The sequence below is a fragment of the Psychrobacter sp. YP14 genome (assembly GCF_003209315.1).
GTDB classification, from domain to species: domain Bacteria; phylum Pseudomonadota; class Gammaproteobacteria; order Pseudomonadales; family Moraxellaceae; genus Psychrobacter; species Psychrobacter raelei.
On sequence record NZ_CP029789.1, the window covers coordinates 2114141 to 2134450 of the forward strand.

At 45.1% G+C, this 20310-nt stretch carries 17 protein-coding genes; 9 read left to right on the forward strand and 8 right to left on the reverse strand.

Annotated features, from left to right (window positions below):
* Nucleotides 1-74: 74 nt before the first annotated feature.
* Entirely contained in the window at nt 75-755 is a 681-nt protein-coding gene (locus DLE54_RS08665) for a histidine phosphatase family protein (RefSeq protein WP_110816886.1), read from the reverse strand.
* A gap of 605 nt (nt 756-1360) precedes the next feature.
* Between DLE54_RS08665 and DLE54_RS08670 the strand changes: the two genes are divergently transcribed.
* Nucleotides 1361-2386, forward strand: coding sequence for an adenosine kinase (locus DLE54_RS08670; protein ID WP_110816887.1), 1026 nt, complete (start codon nt 1361-1363; stop codon nt 2384-2386).
* Nucleotides 2387-2527: 141 nt separating this feature from the next.
* Here DLE54_RS08670 and DLE54_RS08675 read toward each other — a convergent pair whose 3' ends face one another.
* Both DLE54_RS08675 and nfuA read right to left on the reverse strand, forming a co-directional pair.
* Complete coding sequence (locus tag DLE54_RS08675; protein WP_011961063.1) at nt 2528-3841, reverse strand: O-acetylhomoserine aminocarboxypropyltransferase/cysteine synthase family protein; 1314 nt, start codon at nt 3839-3841, stop codon at nt 2528-2530.
* A 241-nt stretch (nt 3842-4082) separates the two neighbouring features.
* Nucleotides 4083-4733, reverse strand: a complete 651-nt coding sequence (gene nfuA / locus DLE54_RS08680) for a Fe-S biogenesis protein NfuA (RefSeq protein WP_011961064.1) — start codon at nt 4731-4733, stop codon at nt 4083-4085.
* 381 nt (nt 4734-5114) lie between these two features.
* Here nfuA and DLE54_RS08685 point away from each other — a divergent pair, with 381 nt between their 5' ends.
* The 6 genes from DLE54_RS08685 (at nt 5115) to DLE54_RS08710 (ending at nt 12212) form a co-directional block, all read left to right on the forward strand.
* A complete protein-coding gene (locus tag DLE54_RS08685; RefSeq protein ID WP_011961065.1) occupies nt 5115-6389 on the forward strand; it encodes a hemolysin family protein in 1275 nt (424 codons plus the stop codon).
* Between the two features lie 120 nt (nt 6390-6509).
* Nucleotides 6510-7502 (forward strand): EamA family transporter RarD, encoded by a 993-nt coding sequence (gene rarD / locus DLE54_RS08690; protein WP_110816888.1) that lies wholly within the window; start codon nt 6510-6512, stop codon nt 7500-7502.
* A 177-nt stretch (nt 7503-7679) separates the two neighbouring features.
* On the forward strand, nt 7680-8309 hold the full coding sequence (locus DLE54_RS08695) for a glutathione S-transferase family protein (protein ID WP_110816889.1): 630 nt from the start codon (nt 7680-7682) through the stop codon (nt 8307-8309).
* Between the two features lie 217 nt (nt 8310-8526).
* Entirely contained in the window at nt 8527-9615 is a 1089-nt protein-coding gene (locus DLE54_RS08700; protein WP_011961068.1) for a bifunctional nicotinamide-nucleotide adenylyltransferase/Nudix hydroxylase, read from the forward strand.
* 127 nt (nt 9616-9742) lie between these two features.
* Nucleotides 9743-11140: a nicotinate phosphoribosyltransferase gene (locus DLE54_RS08705; RefSeq protein WP_110816890.1), complete on the forward strand. Its 1398-nt coding sequence runs from the start codon at nt 9743-9745 to the stop codon at nt 11138-11140.
* 280 nt (nt 11141-11420) lie between these two features.
* A complete protein-coding gene (locus tag DLE54_RS08710; protein WP_110816891.1) occupies nt 11421-12212 on the forward strand; it encodes an SGNH/GDSL hydrolase family protein in 792 nt (263 codons plus the stop codon).
* A 64-nt stretch (nt 12213-12276) separates the two neighbouring features.
* Here DLE54_RS08710 and DLE54_RS08715 read toward each other — a convergent pair whose 3' ends face one another.
* From DLE54_RS08715 to DLE54_RS08725, 3 genes are all read right to left on the reverse strand, one after another.
* Entirely contained in the window at nt 12277-12747 is a 471-nt protein-coding gene (locus DLE54_RS08715; RefSeq protein WP_011961071.1) for a DUF2127 domain-containing protein, read from the reverse strand.
* Nucleotides 12740-13891, reverse strand: coding sequence for a dihydroorotase (locus DLE54_RS08720; RefSeq protein WP_110816892.1), 1152 nt, complete (start codon nt 13889-13891; stop codon nt 12740-12742). Before DLE54_RS08720 ends, DLE54_RS08715 begins: the two co-directional genes overlap by 8 nt.
* Nucleotides 13892-14010: 119 nt before the next feature.
* The gene (locus DLE54_RS08725; RefSeq protein ID WP_413775359.1) at nt 14011-15084 is read right to left on the reverse strand and encodes an aspartate carbamoyltransferase catalytic subunit; all 1074 of its coding nucleotides are present in this window, start codon (nt 15082-15084) and stop codon (nt 14011-14013) included.
* A 650-nt stretch (nt 15085-15734) separates the two neighbouring features.
* On the opposite strand from DLE54_RS08725, the gene DLE54_RS08730 reads away from it, so the two are divergent.
* Both DLE54_RS08730 and DLE54_RS08735 read left to right on the forward strand, forming a co-directional pair.
* Nucleotides 15735-16739 carry a class 1 fructose-bisphosphatase gene (locus tag DLE54_RS08730; RefSeq protein ID WP_110816893.1) on the forward strand — a complete coding sequence of 335 codons (1005 nt, stop codon included), beginning with the start codon at nt 15735-15737 and terminating at the stop codon, nt 16737-16739.
* 190 nt (nt 16740-16929) lie between these two features.
* Nucleotides 16930-17766 (forward strand): TrmH family RNA methyltransferase, encoded by an 837-nt coding sequence (locus DLE54_RS08735; RefSeq protein WP_110816894.1) that lies wholly within the window; start codon nt 16930-16932, stop codon nt 17764-17766.
* A gap of 82 nt (nt 17767-17848) precedes the next feature.
* Here the strand turns inward: DLE54_RS08735 and DLE54_RS08740 are convergent, their stop codons facing one another.
* Both DLE54_RS08740 and tuf read right to left on the reverse strand, forming a co-directional pair.
* On the reverse strand, nt 17849-18655 hold the full coding sequence (locus DLE54_RS08740; protein ID WP_110816895.1) for a 2OG-Fe(II) oxygenase: 807 nt from the start codon (nt 18653-18655) through the stop codon (nt 17849-17851).
* A gap of 249 nt (nt 18656-18904) precedes the next feature.
* On the reverse strand, nt 18905-20095 hold the full coding sequence (gene tuf / locus DLE54_RS08745; RefSeq protein ID WP_011961077.1) for an elongation factor Tu: 1191 nt from the start codon (nt 20093-20095) through the stop codon (nt 18905-18907).
* Nucleotides 20096-20310: the final 215 nt, after the last annotated feature.

Sequence of the window (20310 nt, forward strand, 5' to 3'; positions counted from 1 at the left end):
GAGTCGTTTGCACTTTTTTAAAGCCAAGCCAGTCACTTTCTAGTCACTTTAATGACATAAAGCTACCTGACAGGTTATTGCGCTGACAAATCAGAGTTTTGATTCGGACAGCTGCGCACTTTAGTAATGCTGGGCGGATAGGATTGGCCACTGTGTTTGGCAGGCAGTGTCAAACAAAACACCTCACCATTTTGGGCACGAATAGACTGCTCAAACTGACGAAATTTGACCACATCTCGATCGCTTTGTGCGCTTTGACCGAGTAGCTGCCAAATTAACATACTTATCCAAAAGCCATGGGTGTAGACCACATGATTGCCATCTTCAAACTGCTCAAAGTCGTTAAGTACTTTTGCCACACGTTGATAAAACTGAGCAAAGCTTTCGGTATCAGCCCCTTGCGAGTACTCAGGATGTGCGCTTGCCCAATACTCATCCATTAAGGCCAGCCGAGTTGCAAAATCTCTGCCCTCAATACAGCTAAAGCTCAGATAGTTAAACTCTTGCAAGCCTTCAATGATTTGGGCGCTCATTGCCACCCTCTCCAATAGCGGCTGCGCTGTTTGCTGAGTCCGCAAAAAACTTGACACACTGATGGATTCAATGTGATCACCTAACGTGTGCTGCACCCACTGTGCCACAGAATGCGCCTGCTTGTGTCCCAATTGCGTTAAAGGAATTTGTGAATTAGGCTGCGCCTCGCCTCCGGCGTTGGCTGTGCTTTGGCCATGCCGGATTAAATAAATTTTTCTCATAGATAGGTATACTTAGATGGTTTGGATGTGATTTTTAGACATCATCTTTAGAAGTAGCCTGTAGACTGTCTTTTTAAGCGTATTGCTAAGCTTTATTAATCAGTAACCGCCAGTCTACTTGAGTCGGTCAAAAATTCAAACTCATTTTAAAACAAGTACAAAGGCAGCGTCTTATTTTGTGGAACATCACCAGACGCGCCAGTCACCCAAAGCCAAATTTTCTATTTTTCTGCTTTTTCTGCTGCGCCCTTATTTTAAAAGCTTCTCAGCCAGCCCTTGTGATATCAAGGGCTATCAAAGTTACCCCCATCACCTGTGGATAACTATGTGTATAACTCAAAACTTGACAAGATTTAACACAGATTCAGCAAGGCCTCACCTTAAATTGTATATTTTTTAAACAGTTTAAAATTATAATAAAATCAAGTACTTACAACCACACCCGTTTAACTGCTAATTTTTTTTATTTATTTTTTAATCACCTTAAAAATGCAGTAATGTTTCACAGACTACTGCCGCTATGCCCTCCACAATCTGGCTAAATTGCAGTATGATAGCGGCACGATTTTTAAACCCTCATTGACACAATATAAGTTGGAATTATTATGTACGACGTTATGGCTGTAGGAAACGCTTTGGTAGACCACGAATATCTATTAAGCGATGAACAATTGACCTCAACCAGCTTGGCCAAAGGCAGCATGACCTTGGCCAGTTTGGAGGAGCAAACCCAGTTATTGTCTGAGTTTGAAACCAACGACCTACAGCCTTCAAAACAAACTGGCGGTGGCTCGGCAGCCAATGCCATGTTTGCTTTTGCCTGCCTTGGTGGCAAAGCCTTTTATGGCTGCCGTGTTGGTAATGACCACGCCGGCCAATTTTATTTAGATGATTTAAATCAAGCTGGTGTCGCCACCTGCAATACCAAATCTACGGTAGAAGGCGGCGTGACTGGCTCATGTGTGGTGGCCATTACCCCAGATGGCGAGCGCACCATGCAGACCTTCTTGGGCACCTCAAGTGAGATTGATGACGCCAATATCGATTTTGAAGCCTTAGCCCAAAGTAAGTGGTTGTATCTAGAAGGCTATTTGTCCATGTCAGCCAGCCTACACCCTGCCCTACAAAAGCTACGTCAACAGGGCAAAGACAACCATACCAAAATTGCGGTAAGCTTCGCTGATCCTGCGGTAGTCAACTTTGCCAAAGATGGCTTGCTGCAAATGCTGGGCGATGGCGTTGATGTGATTTTTTGTAATGTTGAAGAAGCTAAGCTCTTTACTGGAGCAGACGATATTAAAGCGGCAGCCCAAGCACTGACCGACTTCTGCCAGTTGGCAGTGGTCACCTCGGGCGCGCAAGATACCATGATTTGTGAGCGCAGCGAAGCGGGCCAATTAAGCCTAATTCAAGTCGCCACCCCTAAAGTCGATACCGTCATCGATACCAATGGTGCAGGCGATAATTATTCAGGCGCGTTTTTATATGCTTTGGCCAATGACTGTACATTAACTCAGTGCGGTCAATTAGCCAGTCAGGTGGCAAGCCAAGTGGTACAACAGTTTGGTCCACGTTTGAGCCTTGAGCAGTATCAAAGTATTGCTCAGCAAGTACTGCCTGCCCGTTCTTAGTAGCTTAGTATTAAAGTAATAATGAGTTAAAGTACTAATGAGTTAAAGTAATAAGCAGTCAAAGTAAAAATAAAAAGGCAAATAACAAAATACAAAATCCCAGACTAGTCTGGGATTTTGTATTTTAAAGTCAGTGTTATCTTAAGCCTTGGCCAATGCCTGTGCTAAGTCCGCTTTAATATCTTCAATATGCTCGATGCCAATCGATAGACGAATCATATCCTCACTCACACCTGCATTGGCAAGCTCTTCATCATTTAATTGACGGTGAGTGGTGGTGGCTGGGTGGCTGGCCAATGATTTGGCATCACCGATGTTGACTAGGCGGGTAATCAGATTGAGTGCATCGATAAATTTAGCACCCGCTTCGCGCCCGCCTTTTACCCCAAAGGTTAAGATGGCAGAAGGCGTACCCTTCATATATTTTTGTGCCAACTGATGGTCAGGATGATCCGCTAAGCCGGCATATTTTACCCATGCCACTTTATCATGAGCTTTTAGATACTCTGCCACGGCTTGAGCGTTTTGTACATGACGCTCCATGCGTAGGCTTAGCGTCTGGATACCTTGCAAAATACTAAAGGCATTTAAGGGACTCAGGGCAGCGCCAGTATTACGCAGCGGTGCCACGCGAGCACGGGCAATATAAGCGGCAGCGCCGACATCTTTAACGAAGTTTACGCCATGATAGCTGACATCAGGCTGATTTAATAAAGGAAAGCGCTCTGGATAATCGCCCCAGTTAAACTGACCACTGTCAACAATAGCACCCCCAATTGAAGTACCGGTACCACTCATATACTTGGTCAATGAATGCACCACGATATCCGCCCCAAATTCAAATGGACGGCAAATGGCAGGGGTTGCTACGGTGTTATCGATGACGACCGGCACACCGTGTTTATGCGCCGCGTCTGCGATGGCCTCTATATCAATGATATTGCCTAGTGGATTACCGATACTTTCAGCAAAAACCATTTTGGTTTTCTCATCGACTAAGTCATGAATGGCCGCTGGATTTTTGTGATCAAAAAAGCGCACTTCGATGCCTTGACGCGGCAAGGTATGGGCGAAGAAGTTATAGGTACCGCCGTACAAGGTAGAGGCGGCAATGATGTTGTCGCCCGCTTCACAAATGGTCTGTACCGCATAGGTAATGGCGGCCATACCAGAGGCCACAGCCAATGCCCCAATACCACCTTCTAAAGCCGCTACCCGCTCTTCTAGTACCGCATTGGTGGGGTTCATAATACGGGTATAGATATTACCTGCCACTTTTAAATCAAATAAATCTGCGCCATGCTGAGTATCATCAAAGGCATAAGAGCTGGTGTGGTAAATCGGCACGGCAACCGCTTTGGTGGTCGGCTCTACACTGTAGCCGGCATGAATCGCTAAGGTTTCTAGGCGCTGATTATTCTCAAGTTGGCTATTTTGACTGTCCGTTTCGCTCATAACATTTCCTTAGTTTATGGGGGGATAGAAGAGTGTGACTCCACAAAGGGTGCACAGCTTGGTTTATTTTTTATCTTATGTAGGCTTAGCCATCTAAGCTTACCAAACTTTTGCCCACCCTAGATTAAGCCATAAAAAAGCTAGATTATCCAATGATAACCCAGCTAATTGATAAATATAATGACTAATTATTATGATACTTATTACCGACCCTCATATTAATCAGATCGATTTATAGTGTTTACTTGTAATAAGCATTTTCGGTGCGTGTGTGGTCCGTATCGTCGACCACTTGAGTCAACTCAGGGATTTGCTGCTTAAGCTGCACTTCTACACCTTGACGCAGGGTCATATCCACCGCTGAACATCCCTGACAGCCGCCACCGAATTTTAATACCGCAGTCAGGCCCACGCCCTCTTCTTCGATAAGCTCTAGTAGCTGAACATCACCGCCATGCGCCGCTAGGCTTGGGTTAATCTCAGATTGTAGAACATAGTTGATGCGCTCTTCTACGCTGGCATCAGCACCCACTTTAGGCACTTTTGAATTGGGCGCACGGAAGGTCAATTGACCGCCAAAACGATCTTTATTATAGTCGATCACCGCATCTTCTAAGTAAGGCACAGAAGACGCTTCAATATAGGCAGTAAATGGCTCAAATGGCATTTGTAAATCAGCTTCATCTTCTTCACCTGGCTGGTTGTAAGCCATACAGCACTCGGCACGCGGCGTCCCTGGATGCTCAACAAAAATACGCACACCAATGCCTGGGGTTTCTTGTTTGGCTAATAATTCAGCCAAATAATCTTGTGCAGCTTTGGTAATGGTGATGTTGCTTTTAATGTCGGATTGTTCGATATCAATTGCTGAGACTGGAGCATTATCAGTCATAAGATGACCTCTTGTGTTGTGAAGAATAAAACGGAAATATAACGCTTAATATGCATTTGTAATGACTCTATTATGGCGCTGATTGCAAATTAATCAAGGCAAATACGTATAACAATAAGCATATCTTAGTAACCTTGATGCTATTAAATACCCTAGAATCTAAATGGGTTTGAGAGGATGGTGCTGCTTATTTACAAGCTAAATTTTACAATATGGCTTATAATATGGCACATCAAAAATAATTATTTCCTAGGCGCGGTTATTTCTACTAATCCGCCACTAACAAAACTTGTAGTCCCCCTAGCCAGCTTTTTATATTTTCATTTATTATTGGTAACGTTTGCCAAAGTTTTGAGTATAAAAAGTGTAGAGTTGAATATCATGACCTTATTTAGTGCGGTTATCTCTATTTTTTTATTGATAGCGATAAGCGCTATCGTATCAAGTTCTGAGCTTGCCTTAGCTTCTGCCCGAAAAATAAAATTGCAAATACTCGCCAAAGAAGGGGAAGTACGAGCCCTCGATGTGCTCGGTATGCAAGAAAACCCCGGTAGCTTTATCACCGTCGTACAAGTGTTGTTAAACGCTGTGGCCATTTTGGCCGGTGTCATTGGTGAGTCTGCCGTCAGCCCCTATCTGCTCGCGCTCATTGGTCATGAAACCTTAGCGTCGGTTTTGTCCTTTATTTTGGTCACCAGTGTGTTTGTGTTATTCGCCGATCTCATGCCTAAGCGTTTTGCCATGACTTACGCTGAGCCCATTGCCATACGCCTTGTACGTCCGATGATGATGCTTATTTTTATATTCAAACCCATCATCTGGGTATTTGATGGCGCGGCAGATTTACTGTTTAAACTGATGGGCATCTCCACCGTTCGCCGAGACGACATGACATCAGAGGACATCTATGCGGTCATGGATGCAGGCGCTGAGGCAGGGGTATTAAAACATCAAGAGCATCATCTGATTGCCAATATCTTTGAGATGCAAGAGCGTACCGTTACCTCAGTAATGACCACACGTGAGTATATTATTTATTTCGATTCTAATGAAAAACATGATGTCATCGTCGAGACTATGATTCGTGAACCACACCATAAGTTTTTGGTGTGTTTAGAAGATGACTTAGAGCAAACCATTGGCTATGTTGAGTCACGTGCCTTTTTGGCCTTGGTGCTACAAAAAGAGCAGGTGCGCTTGACAGATCCAACCATTCTACGTCCTGCGCTATTTATTCCAGACACCTTATCGCTTTTTGATGTTCTAGAAACCTTTAAAACCACCGGCTCTGACTTCGCGATTATCGTCAATGAGTATGCCCTTGTGGTGGGCGTCATCACCCTAAAAGATGTCATGAGTATCGTGATGGGTGAGCTGGTAACGATGGATGAGCAGCCTATTGTACAGCGTACTGAGAACTCTTGGCTGGTCGATGGCATGACGCCGATTGAAGATGTGATCCGCACCGTAGGCATCATAGATTTGCCCAAGTCGGAGAACTACGAGACCATCAGTGGCTTTATGATGTATATGCTGCGTAAAATTCCAAAAAAGACCGATGTCATTGAGCATGGCGGCTTTAAATTTGAGATTTTAGATACCGAAAACCTCAAAATCAACCAGCTATTGGTGACCAAGATCGAAAGTGATAGCTAACTTACGCCACACCGCTAAAGCCAGGTTTAGTGTGTGAAATAAAGACAGTGCCCTTTGAAGATGGTCGCTCTTTAAGACAGCCTGCTTTTACCACAATGCTTTTTTTAGTTGAGTGCCTTTATGTCAAAATCACCCTTAATCTCCCGCCTGCCCTTTATCTCGATTTGGGCCGACGGCGATGCTCAGCAGCGTACGGCGCTAAAGGGCGTGATTTTGGCCATTGTTTCAAACTTATTATTCGGCGTGCTTTATTTTTATAGCAGTCTTTTGCAGCCATTAACCGGCACTCAGGTATTTATCTGGCGCATGCTGTCTATGTGGGTGGTGTTGGTTGGTTTTTTGGCAATAACTGGCAGGCTCAGCTTTCATATCAATCGCTTGCGTGAGCTAAGCAGCTTTAAGCAGTGGCTGTGGCTACTATTACCCACACCCATATTTTTTAGTCAGCTGTGGCTATTTATGTGGGCACCGGTCAATGATCAAGGGGTGCAAGTGGCCATGGGCTACTTTTTGTTTCCGCTAATGATGGTGGTGTTTGGTTTCATTTTTTTTGGTGAGCGCTTAAGCCGGTTGCAGTGGTTGGCGGTATTGTTTGCCATGCTGGGTATTGGCCTTGAAATGCTACGTACCCAAAGTGTGTCTTGGGCCACGCTATGGGTGTGCGGCACCTACCCTATTTACTACATCCTGCGCCGCTTGCAGGGCATAACGGCGATGACGGGGATGCTGGTCGATTTGAGTTTATTTTTGCCCATTGCAATAGGCTATCTGGTAATAGCAGCGCCTGGTAACTTTATGTTTGTGACCGGATCTGGGCTGTATTTTATGTTGGTTGCAAGCTTAGGGGTAATTAGCGTATTAGCCTTAAAGACCAATATTGATGCCAGCCAAATACTGCCAGTCAATGTGTTTGGTATGATGAGTTACCTAGAGCCTTTAGTGCTGTTTGTATTGGCAATTACCGTGCTCGGTGATAGCTTTGAGACCAGTATGCTCTATAGCTATGGCTTTATTTGGCTGGGCATTATGTTCTTGATTGCTCATGGTATACAACAAATACGCGCCAATAGACGCAGCCCCAAACCTTGGCAAAAAGGGGCTCGGGTCAGTTAGTTCAGCTCGCTTGCTCATGTCAGTGATCTAAGCAATATAGATGCCCCATATCAGCAAACATTAAAAAATAAAAAGATACCGAGCTTGAACCTAACTTCACACAATAAAACGGCAAGTTCACAGCTTAGTGTTTAGACTCATTACTGTCACTTAATAAAACAATAAATAGAGGTTGTTATGAAGTTATATGTATTGCCCGGCGCCTGCTCGTTCGTTCCTCATACCGCTTTAGAATGGGCCAACGCAGATTATGAGTTACAGATTATGGACCATGACTCTATCAAGTCAGAAGCCTATCTAAAGATTAATCCGCAAGGCTCAGTGCCTGCGCTTGTCGATGGGGATACGGTGGTTACCCAAAATATTGCGGTACAGACCTATATCAATGCCCGTTATCCAAAGGCGCACATCTTCGGCAACTACGCCACCCCTGCCGAACAAGCAGAGATTCTACATTGGCTGGCATTTTTGAACTCAGATGCGCATAAAGGATTTGCGCCTTTATTTGCGCCCGAGGGCTTTGTAAGCGATGAGTCAGCTCAGCAAGACTTGGTGGCTAAAGCCAAAGACAAGCTGGTCAAACTGTTCAAGCTGCCCAATGAGCAATTAGCAACAAACGACTATCTCGTAGGCAGCAAAAGCACCGCAGATTTATATTTATATGTAATTTTACGCTGGTCAAAAAACTTTAAGCTTGATCTATCACAATACAGCAACTTTAATGCCTTCATTGAGCGCATCGAAGCGGATGCAGGCGTTACCAAAGCACTGCAACAAGAAGGGCTAGAAAAGATCGGTTCGTTATAACAAAGCCTTTTTGGCCAGTAAAACAGATCAATCATCTTCGTTCAACACTCGCTAAAACAAGCCCTTCTAAAAAATAGAGGGGCTTTTTTTAACCCCTTTAATACGTTTTGGTACGCTTTAAATATTGTTATTGGTCTTATGAGTGTGTCACTATATTCGTCCTTATTAATGTTGATATCTTTTATAGTACGTTCAAAGTCTGCGCAGGAGCCTTATAATGAGTGTGACACCCGAATCCCGCCCTATTGAATCTAATAGCCCAACCAATAGTGGTGCGACTAAGTCTGCTGCCACCCGTCGTTATAAATACTTGGTGTTTATTGGTCGTTTTCAGCCCTTTCACATGGGCCATAAAGCAGTAGTCGATGAGGCATTAAAACGTGCCGATAATGTGATTATGCTGATTGGCTCAGCCAACCTACCCCGTAGTCTACGCAATCCTTTTAGCGTGGAAGAAAGAGCTCAAATGATTGAAGGCGCCTACTCTGATAAAGATGCCGCCCGTATCCACTGCGTGGGTCTGGATGATGCCTTATATAATGACACTCGCTGGCTACAATGCGTGCAGCAATCGGTGTACTCAGTCACCAAAAACTTGCAAGAAGACATTGCCTTAATTGGCCACTCAAAAGACAGCTCGTCTTACTATCTATCGCTCTTTCCTACATGGGAGTCCATCTCAGTACCCAATTACAAAGAGCTTTCCGCCACACCAATTCGCGAAGGCTACTTAATGGGCGCCACACCGACCAAGGAGCGCACGCCTGCCTCTACCCGTGCTGTACTTGAAGCCTTTAAACAGACGCAAGAGTATCAGCAGCTGCATGAAGAGGCTTGGTTCGTTGATAATTATAAAAAACAGTGGCAAGACACCCCCTATCCGCCCACCTTTATGACTGCCGATGCGGTGGTGGTACAGTCAGGGCATATTTTATTGGTCGAGCGCCGCAGTATGCCTGGCCGTGGACTGTGGGCACTGCCCGGTGGCTTTGTTGACCAAAAAGAGACCCTATTAGATGCGTGCGTGCGTGAGCTAAGAGAGGAGACCAAGCTTAAGGTGCCTGAACCTGTACTGCGCGGCTCACGTCATTCCCAGCATACCTTTGATGACCCCTACCGCTCAGCACGTGGCCGTACTATTACCCAAGCCTTTTATTTTCAGCTAAAAAATGACGCCAAAGGTTTGCCAAAGGTAAAAGGTGGTGATGATGCGGCCAAAGCATTTTGGTTGCCGTTGGCCGAACTTGATCCCAAAAAAATGTTTGAAGATCACTATGCCATTATTACCAAGATGGTGGGCTTATGATGTTTAGTATCCATAAAGACCTGTATAGATGGCTATTTTATGGTTTTGCCCCAAGCGATAGACGCAGTGGGTTTTTAGACGGCACTCAATTATCGAGTGTCTTACAATCAAGCAGAGGAGTTCTGTGATGTTTACCGCAAATTTTAATAATTTGATTTTAAATTCTGACAGTTATAAGACCTCACACTGGCTACAATATCCACCTGGTAGTGAGTATATGTCAAGCTATGTCGAGGCGCGTAAAGGCGACTATGATGTGGTGTTTTTTGGTCTACAAGCTTTTATAAAAGAATACCTTAATAAGCCGATTACCACAGCGGATATCGATGACGCTGAGCTGGTGATTAAAGCGCATGGCCTGCCTTTTAATCGCAGCGGCTGGGAGCGCCTAGTCGAAAAACATAACGGCTACTTACCCATTCGTATTCAAGCAGTGCCCGAAGGCAGCTTGGTTCCTGTATCTAATGTGGTGTGCCAAATCATTAATACCGATCCCGAGTTTTATTGGCTGCCAAGCTATCTTGAGACCAGCTTGCTTAGGGCCATTTGGTACCCCTCGACTGTGGCCAGCTTATCGTATTACTGCAAAAATATTATTAAAGCTGCCCTAGAAAAATCTGCAGATAGCAGCGCAGGCTTGCCCTTTAAGCTGCATGATTTTGGTGCTCGCGGAGCTTCTAGCATGGAGTCTGTGGCATTAGGTAGCCTTGCACATTTGGTTAATTTCTCAGGTACTGACAGCATGACGGCACTGGTTGCTGCAAGCCGCTGGTATGGCATGAGCGATAACATGCCAGCCTTCTCAATCCCAGCCGCTGAGCACAGTACTATGACCGCCTGGGGTCGTGAGCGTGAGACTCAGGCCTATGCCAATATGCTCGATCAATTCGGCGGTGAAGGTCACATGGTCGCTGTGGTGTCTGACAGCTATGACTTATGGAATGCCATTGATAATATTTGGGGTGATGCGCTTAAACAGCAGGTAGAAACCATGGGAGGCACCTTAGTGGTCCGTCCAGACAGTGGTGATCCAGCCAAAGTCGTGCGAGAGGCACTCGAGCGCTTATCGGTCAAATTTGGATACCGTGTTAATAGTAAAGGCTACAAGGTTTTGCCAGACTATGTACGCCTAATTCAAGGTGATGGCATTAGTCCGCAGAGTCTAGGCAAAATTTTAGACACCATTATGCAAGCAGGCTTTAGTGCCGATAATGTCACCTTTGGCATGGGCGGCGGCTTATTACAACAAGTCAACCGCGATACCATGAGCTGGGCAATGAAGGCCAGTGCCATTCGCATCGATGGTGAGTGGAAGGATATCTTTAAAGACCCCATCACTAGCCGCTCAAAGCGCTCGAAAAAAGGCCGCTTGGCATTAATTAAGCAGACCAATGGCACGCTCACCACCATCAAAGAGGACAGCTTAAACTCCCCCGAGGACAACTTACTACGCGATGTCTTTGTCGATGGTAAGCTGTTAGTCGATGATAATCTGACCACCATCCGTCAACGTACTGGCTGGTAGCGTCAATACTCATTTTTATGGTGCTTTTATTGCAGCCTAGCCCATAAAATAAATAAAGCCCGGATTAAGGCTTATTCCGGGCTTTTTTGGGGCTTGATGGGCTAAAAGTTAGGCACACGGCACCATCATTCACACTGTCGATACTTACCTTAGCAAGTGCTTATTTACCAAGTGCTTATTTAACAAGTGCCTATTTAACAAGTGCTTATACTGTTCAGCCATTTTTAAATGTATTAGACTCTCAATATCTTCATTAATCATTTTACGACAGTAGGTTTTTATGATTCCATTACAGCCCAAGCACATCGCCTTAGCACCAGTCTATTTATACCAAGGCCTAAAGCTCAAACGTACCGCTTTACGCTTGCCAGAGGCGCAAGGTGAGCGTCATGGCCGCTTGCTACTGTCTGATGCGCATCTGAATGATGCCAATACCCTAAGCTTAATGCTGCTTGGCGACTCTTCGGCGGCAGGAGTTGGGGTTGAGTCACAGCAAGAAGCGCTGGCCGGTCATCTGCTAGGTCACTTACAGCAGACCCCTGAGATTACTGCTCAATTTAATCAAATCGACTGGGCACTGCACGCCACCTCGGGCCACACCAGCTTTGATGCGCTGCGTAGACTTTACGTATTGCCCACCCCGCAGCGGCCAGTGGATGTAATGGTGGTTCTGATTGGCGTTAATGACACCACCAGCAATGTGTCTGTGAGCCAATGGCAAGCACAGCTCCATCAAATTATTGAGCTGGGCAAACGTAAATTTGGGGCGAAATATATCTTATTTGCTTGCTTACCACCGATGCAAAACATGCCCGCTATTCCAAGCCCCTTAAATAAGCTATTAGGCAGCAAGAGTCAGCTGATGAATGATAAGCTTATCGAGGTGTGTGAGTCGTATCAGCAGGTGTATGCACTGCCTATTGAGTTTGCCAATACCGGCTTAAGTGATGCTGATTTATTTGCTGAAGATGGCTTTCACCCCAATTCTCAAGCTTATTCATTCTTGGCGCTTAAAATTGCCAAGAGCATTACTAAGCTTATGGTTTCAAACGGTATAGACACGCCCAAGTAATTGTTCTATCAAGAGATAAATCAGTGCATCAGACGCTACTAGCAGAGGCTGTGGTGCTTGGGCTTTACAGGAGGCCTTTGCGGCGCATCTGCTTATATACTACGATGACCACCACCACGTTGAGCAGCAACACCCCAAGCTTGATCCAGTCAAAGGGGCGCACAATCAGATAATACACCTCAACAGGGATAAATATCCCATAGCCGAGTACGCTATACCAATACGCCCATGTCTTGTCTTTCCATAAACCATACGCCTCAATAAAGCGTAAGCTGGCATACCCTAGGATAATCAAGGTAAAAATATGCCAGTTTTGCGAGGCCTGATGTGCCGCTTGAGTCAGTGCAGCCACCTGTACACTAAACAAGGTACCAAAGCGCTCAACCCAAGCCGTGTTAGCCAAGCTAATAAAGTCTGTCACATCACTGTGCCACGCCCATAAAGCAAGGGCAGCCAATACTGCCCCGACACCTTTGACCACCTCATATAAGGTAACGGCTTTAATAGAGCCACTTACCTGTGGCGACTCAGTCAAAATAAGTCTCCACTACTTTGCCTTGCAGTGTTTGATTTAAAAACGGCGTATTCTTGCCTTTTGACAACATCGTTTCGGCGGTCAATTGCCACTGCAAGTTCGGGTCAACCAACACCGCACCGCCCACGCCATTGTACACCGCTTCAATACCAGCAATACGTGCCGGCGCTAGGCAAATCTTGTCAACCAACTGCTCAGGAGTTAACACCCCCTCTCTAACCAGTTTGCAGCCTAGAGCCATAAAGGTATCGAAGGTTGAAATCCCTGGGGTAGATTCTGCAAAAGGTGCCTTTTTAGCCGAGTCATTTAACGGCTCGTGATGACTACAGATGGCATCAATGGTGCCATCTTGTAAGCCTTTACGCAGCGCTTTTTGATCGGTATTACTACGCAGCGGTGGCAAGACAAAGGCTTGAGCATTAAAGCCCTCGATATTATCATCGGTTAAATGCAGCTGATGCATCGCCACATCGCAAGTGACTGGCAGGCCTTTGCCTTTGGCCCAGCGCATAAGCTCCACAGACGACTTACAGGTCAGCTGGCTAAAGTGAGCGGCAATACCCGTCTCCTCCACCATAAGCAGCTGAGTGGATAATGCTACCGTTTCTGCCAACCAAGGAATGCCTTGTAGGCCATGAAATGAAGCAATATAACCTTCATGAGCCACACCACCGGCTGAGAGACTGGGCTCATTGGGATAAAAGAATACCTTTAAGCCAAAAGTGGCGGCGTACTCTAAGGTTCTTAGCATCACCAAGTCATTTTCAAAGGCACGCCCTGCATTGGTGACCGCAATACAGCCCCCTTTTTTTAGACCCGCCACATTGGCAGGGCGCTCACCTTTTAGGCCGGCCGTTAGCGCCCCTAAGATGTGCAGATGAATACCGCCATCTTGCTTAGCACGCTCACGTAAGCCTTTTAGTAAAGAGCCATTTTCTAAAATAGGATTGGTATCTGGCGGAGTAACGACGTGCAAAAAGCCCGTGCTACGAGCAGCATAGCCTTCAGATTCTAACGTACCGTGCTGCTGTAGACCTGGCTCACGTAAGCGTGCACACAAATCTACTAAAGGTGGCAGTAACCAGTGGTCTTTTTTTGTTTCGATGTTGGGCTGGGTAAAAGTATTAGGCAATAGGTTTAGCATGACACATCCCGTTTATTTTTGATAAGAAGAATAAAATTGCTTATAAAATGGCTCAAAGCTTGATCATTTTGGGCTAAGTTAACAGGCCAAAAATAGGCAGCTGACTTAAGTACGCTGCGCTAGATGCTTGAGCGTAGGGCTTGATATTCACGCTGACCTTGCATTGCCATCGACAACACTGCCATACGAACCGCAATACCATTATTTACTTGCTTTAAAATCACCGACTGTGGACCGTCTGCCACGCTAGAGGCAATCTCAACCCCACGGTTCATAGGGCCTGGGTGCATGACCAAGGCATCGGGTTTGGCTTTGGCCACACGCTCTGGGGTAATGCCATATTTTTTAAAATACTCATTTGAAGCGGCCATAAGCGGCGAACCAATACGCTCATTTTGAATGCGCAGACCCATCAGCACATCACAGTCCACCACCCCCTCATCGATGTTTTCAAATACTTTTACCCCATAACGCTCAATACCTTTAGGCAGTAAGGTACGAGGGGCGATGACTCGAATCTCTTTGACACCTAGTATTTTTAGAGCGGCAATATCAGAGCGTGCCACACGAGAGTGCTTAATATCGCCGATAATGGCCACCGTCAACTCTTCAAAAGGACGTGGTGCTTCACGGTGAATGGTTAGCATATCTAGCATGGCTTGCGTGGGATGGGCATGCCACCCATCGCCGCCATTGATAATGGCAATATCGGGGGTTACCTCTGTCGCCATAAAATGTGCTGCACCTGAAGCTGAATGGCGTACCACGAAGATATCAGCGGTCATTGCTTGCAAGTTCCATAACGTATCGCGCAGACTCTCTCCCTTTTGGGTGCTTGAACGGGCAATATCTATGTTCAATACATTCGCGCCCAAACGCTTTTCGGCCACCTCAAAGGTGGTGCGAGTGCGGGTTGATGGCTCAAAAAACAAGTTCATCACCGTACAGCCTTCAAGCTCTGGGCTGTTAATCAGCTGTCCCTTGTCATCAAAGAAACTCTCGGCCTTATGAATAATCGCCAGCAACTGTGCGCGGCTTAGGCCTTCAATGCCCAAAAAATGACGCAAGTGACCATCAGCATTAAGCTGCGGCTTACTCAACGAGGCATTTAAACGCGCTGTGGTTGAGTCAAATTCAGCAGCCATATCAGAGCTTGCGGTATTAGTGCTTGTCTTGGAGGTAGAATCAGTCATGGCAGTTTTAGGCATCCTTTATGAGCAGTGAATATAAACTGGGGAATCTGTGATCGGGTGAAGTATCAAGCCAAATCCATAATAAATCAAACCCAAATTTTATTTCTCTTAAATCCGACCTTAGTTTAAGGGACTTGGCTGCTGATATCGTCATTTTGTCCGCTATTATAATGAAGTAGCACAAGAAATATTGGTTGGTTTTTGCTACACTTTGTGCACTTTAATTAAGAATTTTAATACTCGAGTGTTTGGACCACGTTAAGCCACTTTTTGGCGGCTATCTGCCGCTATAGTTTAGCGGATTTAAGCGGGCTCAAAAAGCTAACTTTTTACGTCGCTTGGTCAATTATCGCCCTATTCGCCGACTTAATCGTGTTTGGTGGTCGTATGTCATGCATATTCACTTTATGGCTAACTGTCGGGTGCATAGCGGTATTGAAATTATAACCTTGGCCAGACGCTTAAACTTTGATCTGGCCTTATATTTTGTGCCAAGCTCTATGGCTGCATCTACGGTATCTATTCAACTTGAGGTATTCAACATTAGGTATTCAATGCGGCCTATGTATAGATGAGCTTGTATAAATTACCTATCGCCTTTTATATTAGCCGATTATTCCCTTGATATTGTCCCATTTTTAGGAGTTTTTATGACCAGCCTTACCCAGTACTTTGAGCAACACCCTAAGCTTCCGCAAACCCAAGCGGTGATAGATGTTATCACCACCATCACCAGTGTCGGCAAACAAATCACGGACCTGCTACGTCAAGGTGCTCTAGCAGACATCCATGGTGAAGCGGGTGCTGAGAACGTCCAAGGCGAGCAACAAAAGAAGCTAGACGTTATTGCCAATGACTTATTACTAGAGGCGCTGACGGCAAATAAACACTGCGCCGGCGTGGCCAGTGAAGAGCTAGATGATGCCACTCCTGCCAATGAGTCAGGCGAGCTGTTAGTATTATTCGACCCACTGGATGGCTCATCAAATATTGATATTAACATGCCTACCGGTACTATTTTCTCTATCTTACCGCACAATAACAAAGGCCAAGCAGCACAAAACGCTGACTTCTTACAAAAAGGTACTGAGCAATTGGCGGCAGGTTATCTGCTGTACGGCTCATCAGCGATGCTTGCCTTTACTTTATCTGAGTCACTAGACGCAAATAATGAGGGTGTGGTTATGTTTAGCTTAAACCCAAGCACGGGGGAGTTTGAGCTGGTTAAAAACAACATCACTATCGATGCAGACACCAAAGAATACGCCATTAATGCCTCAAATGCTCGTCACTGGCTACCACCCATGCAGCAGTATATTAATGAGCTATTGGCAGGCAGCACCGGACCACGCGGTAAGAATTTCAATACCCGCTGGGTTGCGGCCATGGTAGGCGATGTACACCGCATCTTATGCCGCGGCGGTATCTTCATTTACCCCAAAGACACCAAAGACCCCAATAAAGCGGGCAAACTACGCTTAATGTATGAAGCCAATCCCATGAGCCTGCTGATTGAACGTGCAGGTGGTGCTTCAACCGATGCCCTAAATCGTATTATGGATTGTGAGCCTACCGATATCCACCAACGCGTGGCGGTGGTGCTGGGCGCAAAAAACGAAGTTGAGTATGTCCAAAAGCTACATCAGCAGGCCTAATAAACTGAGCACTATTTGCTATAAGCGCCCTATGAAAAGACCAAACTCAGGCAGTTTGGTCTTTTTATTTTCGTGTGAGTAACTAAATATCGAGCAAGGTGTGTTACCCTACTGGCCTATATCTCTGTTTTAAACACACTGCCCTTAACCTCAGAGATATACTTTAATATTTAAACCAAACGAGCAAATAATGACCGACATTATCACCAATAAGTTTTCTAACTATCCTGTTATTACCTCAGACAAAAACCCAACAGCCAAGCTGGCTAAAGCCCTATTAACGCAATCACGTCAGCGTAAAAAAACAGGTCAAACTGTATTAGAGGGGGTTCATCTTATCGAAGCTGCCCTACAGGCTGACTTCCTGCCAGAACAAATTATCATCTCTTATAGCGGTCTATCACATCCAGAAGTACAAACACTATTAAGCTCATTGAGTGATTATAACCTCGATAACAAGGTAACTGTGGTTAGCGATAGTGTATATCAAGGTATAACCACCTTAGGCAGTGGTGTTGAGATTATGGCCATTGTGACAGTACCACAACATGATCTACAAGCTCTAAAATCTCCGATTACGACAGATTGCTTGATATTAAATGACGTACAAGACAATGGCAATGTGGGCACCTTACTGCGGACTGCAGCAGCCGTCGGTATCAAAACCATAATCTGTACTAAAGGTAGCGCCCAAGCTTGGTCACCAAAGACGATGCGTGCCGGTATGGGCGCGCAGTTTGGCCTGACCATTTATGAAGGTATTGAGGCGGATGAAGTATTGGCTTATTTGCGCCTTCCAGTATTTGCCACCAGCTCACATACTGATAACATCATTTATAAGCAGAATCTAAATCGTCCTGTAGCTTGGGTAATGGGTCATGAAGGACAAGGTGTCTGTGACGATATCATGAAGCTTGCCACACCAGTAGCGCTGCCTCAACCAAATGGTCAAGAAAGCTTAAATGTGGCCATTGCAGGCGCTCTATGTATGTATGAGACCTTGCGCCAAAGACACTATGTCGACTAGATTTTCATGTCTTTGTCAGGTCATGCTAAGTAGATCTAAAAAATGGCGCCGTTTGGCGCCATTTTTTAGATCTATGCACTCATCAAATGTAGGGTTTTTCGCGCAACCATTTTGTGGCAAGATACTTAACGCCCTCGGTGACAGGCATACCAGCATGTAATGTCAATGGCTCAATCTCTCCTTTTAAATTAGTATTGGCAAAATATAAGGCTGAGCCCTTGTTAGGTCGGATCTCAAAGTTTAAGTTTGGAAAGCGGGTGGAACCGCCAGAGTCTACTTCAGATAAATACATCAAGAATGTGCCAACGCGCTGTCCACCTTGCTTAGTGACCAAGCGACTGCTTTTCTTCGCAGGGTCAAAAAAGTCAAAGTGAGGACGATATTCTCCGCCATCTTCATATCGAAGTACTTGTAGCCCTTCGCCATGATCGACAGGCCAATTTATTAAATCAGCAATACGCGCTTCTATGGTTTTTATTATGTCTATCTCGCCTCTATGATAGCCTGTACTAGTACTTGTGCGGGCACTGTGCTCGACAAAGCTTCCATCCTCAGGGTCAACCACTCTAGAGGCTTTTAACTTCTGATCTGCATCGCTAATTAAGGCATCACACTCTTCTGGGCTAAGAAAGTCATTAATAACCGTTACAAATGGCTTATAACACACAAAGGAGAAGGAGACTCTTTTGTCAGACAGCTCAACATAATTATTGGTCATATTTATATGAGGGATTTTTTGATTACTGCTTTTACTAATCAACTCATAAGCTGCATCTACCCATCCTCTTTCGAATAAAGAAGCAGCTAAGTTATTGGCAGGTACCCCTCGAGCAAGATTAATTTTCAACCATTCCTGCCACTCTTTTTCTAAACTTTTTAATGCGCTCATCTACCACTCCATAGTCTTGTTGAGCCTTGTACGCTATTAGATACTTATGACATCTACTGTGATTCATTGAAGATATTAAACTCATAAGCTTTAGTCCTTTAATATCTTAGCTGATATTAACCATATTTCCAACGCCACAATACAGATACGCTTAAAAGCAAATGAACATCTATCCAAAAATTGCCCATAAAAAAACCGCCTCATTGAGGCGGTTTTTTTGCTTGATAGCGTTATTAACACTTAAAGAGATTAGTCTTTAACGTTAGCAACAACACCAGCACCTACAGTACGGCCACCTTCGCGGATTGCGAAACGTAGACCTTTGTCCATAGCGATTGGGTGGATAAGCTCTACGCTCATCTCAACGTTATCGCCTGGCATTACCATTTCAGTACCTTCTTGTAGAGAAATAGCACCAGTTACGTCAGTTGTACGGAAGTAGAACTGTGGACGATAGCCGTTTAGGAATGGTGTGTGACGACCACCCTCTTCTTTTGACAGTACGTATACTTCAGCGTCAAACTTAGTGTGCGGAGTGATTGAACCTGGCTTAGCTAGTACTTGGCCACGTTGTACGTCTTCACGCTTAGTACCACGTAGTAGTACACCACAGTTCTCACCAGCACGACCTTCGTCTAGTAGCTTACGGAACATCTCAACACCTGTACAGGTGGTTTTTTGAGTGTCACGGATACCAACGATTTCAATCTCGTCACCAACTTTAACGATACCAGACTCAACACGGCCAGTTACAACAGTACCACGACCTGAGATTGAGAATACGTCTTCGATAGGCATCAAGAATGGCTTATCGATGTCACGCTCAGGTTCTGGAATGTAAGTGTCTAGAGTTTGTAGTAATTCGATAACTGCTGGCTCACCATATTTGCCATCTTTACCGTTTAGTGCTTCTAAAGCTGAACCTTTGATGATTGGTGTGTCATCACCTGGGAAGTCGTAGTCTGAAAGTAATTCACGTACTTCCATTTCTACTAGCTCTAGTAATTCTTCGTCGTCAACCATGTCACATTTGTTCATGAATACCATGATGTATGGTACGCCAACCTGACGTGATAACAAGATGTGCTCACGAGTTTGTGGCATTGGGCCGTCAGTAGCTGATACGACTAGAATAGCACCGTCCATCTGAGCAGCACCAGTGATCATGTTTTTAACATAGTCAGCGTGACCTGGGCAGTCTACGTGTGCGTAGTGACGGTCAGCAGTGTCATACTCAATGTGTGAGGTGTTGATTGTAATACCACGGGCTTTTTCTTCTGGTGCTGAGTCAATTGCAGCGTAGTCTTTGGCTTCGCCACCAAAAGTTTTTGCAGCTACAGTTGCGATAGCAGCTGTTAGAGTGGTTTTACCGTGGTCAACGTGACCGATGGTACCGACGTTTACGTGCGGCTTGTTACGTTCGAACTTGGCCTTTGCCATGAGTGTATCCTCTTATTAATTCTAAATTCAATTAAGACAGATGGGAGCAATAACTTAAGGTTATTTATCTACTGTCAGATAATAATATTCTTGAAAATGGTGATCAAGTCAGTGGTAAATGATATAAGAAAACCTTAGTCAATGACAAGCCCTTGATACGTAATTGGTTATAAATTCATCAACTAATTACAACCCATTCCCCTAAGGAATGGTAA

Excerpts from the sequence above, each read along its gene's own strand:
- DLE54_RS08665 (WP_110816886.1), bottom strand. The coding sequence starts at position 755 with ATGAGAAAAATTTATTTAATCCGGCATGGCCAAAGCACAGCCAACGCC.
- DLE54_RS08670 (WP_110816887.1), top strand. The coding sequence starts at position 1,361 with ATGTACGACGTTATGGCTGTAGGAAACGCTTTGGTAGACCACGAATAT.
- DLE54_RS08675 (WP_011961063.1), bottom strand. The coding sequence starts at position 3,841 with ATGAGCGAAACGGACAGTCAAAATAGCCAACTTGAGAATAATCAGCGC.
- nfuA (WP_011961064.1), bottom strand. The coding sequence starts at position 4,733 with ATGACTGATAATGCTCCAGTCTCAGCAATTGATATCGAACAATCCGAC.
- DLE54_RS08685 (WP_011961065.1), top strand. The coding sequence starts at position 5,115 with ATGACCTTATTTAGTGCGGTTATCTCTATTTTTTTATTGATAGCGATA.
- rarD (WP_110816888.1), top strand. The coding sequence starts at position 6,510 with ATGTCAAAATCACCCTTAATCTCCCGCCTGCCCTTTATCTCGATTTGG.
- DLE54_RS08695 (WP_110816889.1), top strand. The coding sequence starts at position 7,680 with ATGAAGTTATATGTATTGCCCGGCGCCTGCTCGTTCGTTCCTCATACC.
- DLE54_RS08700 (WP_011961068.1), top strand. The coding sequence starts at position 8,527 with ATGAGTGTGACACCCGAATCCCGCCCTATTGAATCTAATAGCCCAACC.
- DLE54_RS08705 (WP_110816890.1), top strand. The coding sequence starts at position 9,743 with ATGTTTACCGCAAATTTTAATAATTTGATTTTAAATTCTGACAGTTAT.
- DLE54_RS08710 (WP_110816891.1), top strand. The coding sequence starts at position 11,421 with ATGATTCCATTACAGCCCAAGCACATCGCCTTAGCACCAGTCTATTTA.
- DLE54_RS08720 (WP_110816892.1), bottom strand. The coding sequence starts at position 13,891 with ATGCTAAACCTATTGCCTAATACTTTTACCCAGCCCAACATCGAAACA.
- DLE54_RS08725 (WP_413775359.1), bottom strand. The coding sequence starts at position 15,084 with ATGACTGATTCTACCTCCAAGACAAGCACTAATACCGCAAGCTCTGAT.
- DLE54_RS08730 (WP_110816893.1), top strand. The coding sequence starts at position 15,735 with ATGACCAGCCTTACCCAGTACTTTGAGCAACACCCTAAGCTTCCGCAA.
- DLE54_RS08735 (WP_110816894.1), top strand. The coding sequence starts at position 16,930 with ATGACCGACATTATCACCAATAAGTTTTCTAACTATCCTGTTATTACC.
- DLE54_RS08740 (WP_110816895.1), bottom strand. The coding sequence starts at position 18,655 with ATGAGCGCATTAAAAAGTTTAGAAAAAGAGTGGCAGGAATGGTTGAAA.
- tuf (WP_011961077.1), bottom strand. The coding sequence starts at position 20,095 with ATGGCAAAGGCCAAGTTCGAACGTAACAAGCCGCACGTAAACGTCGGT.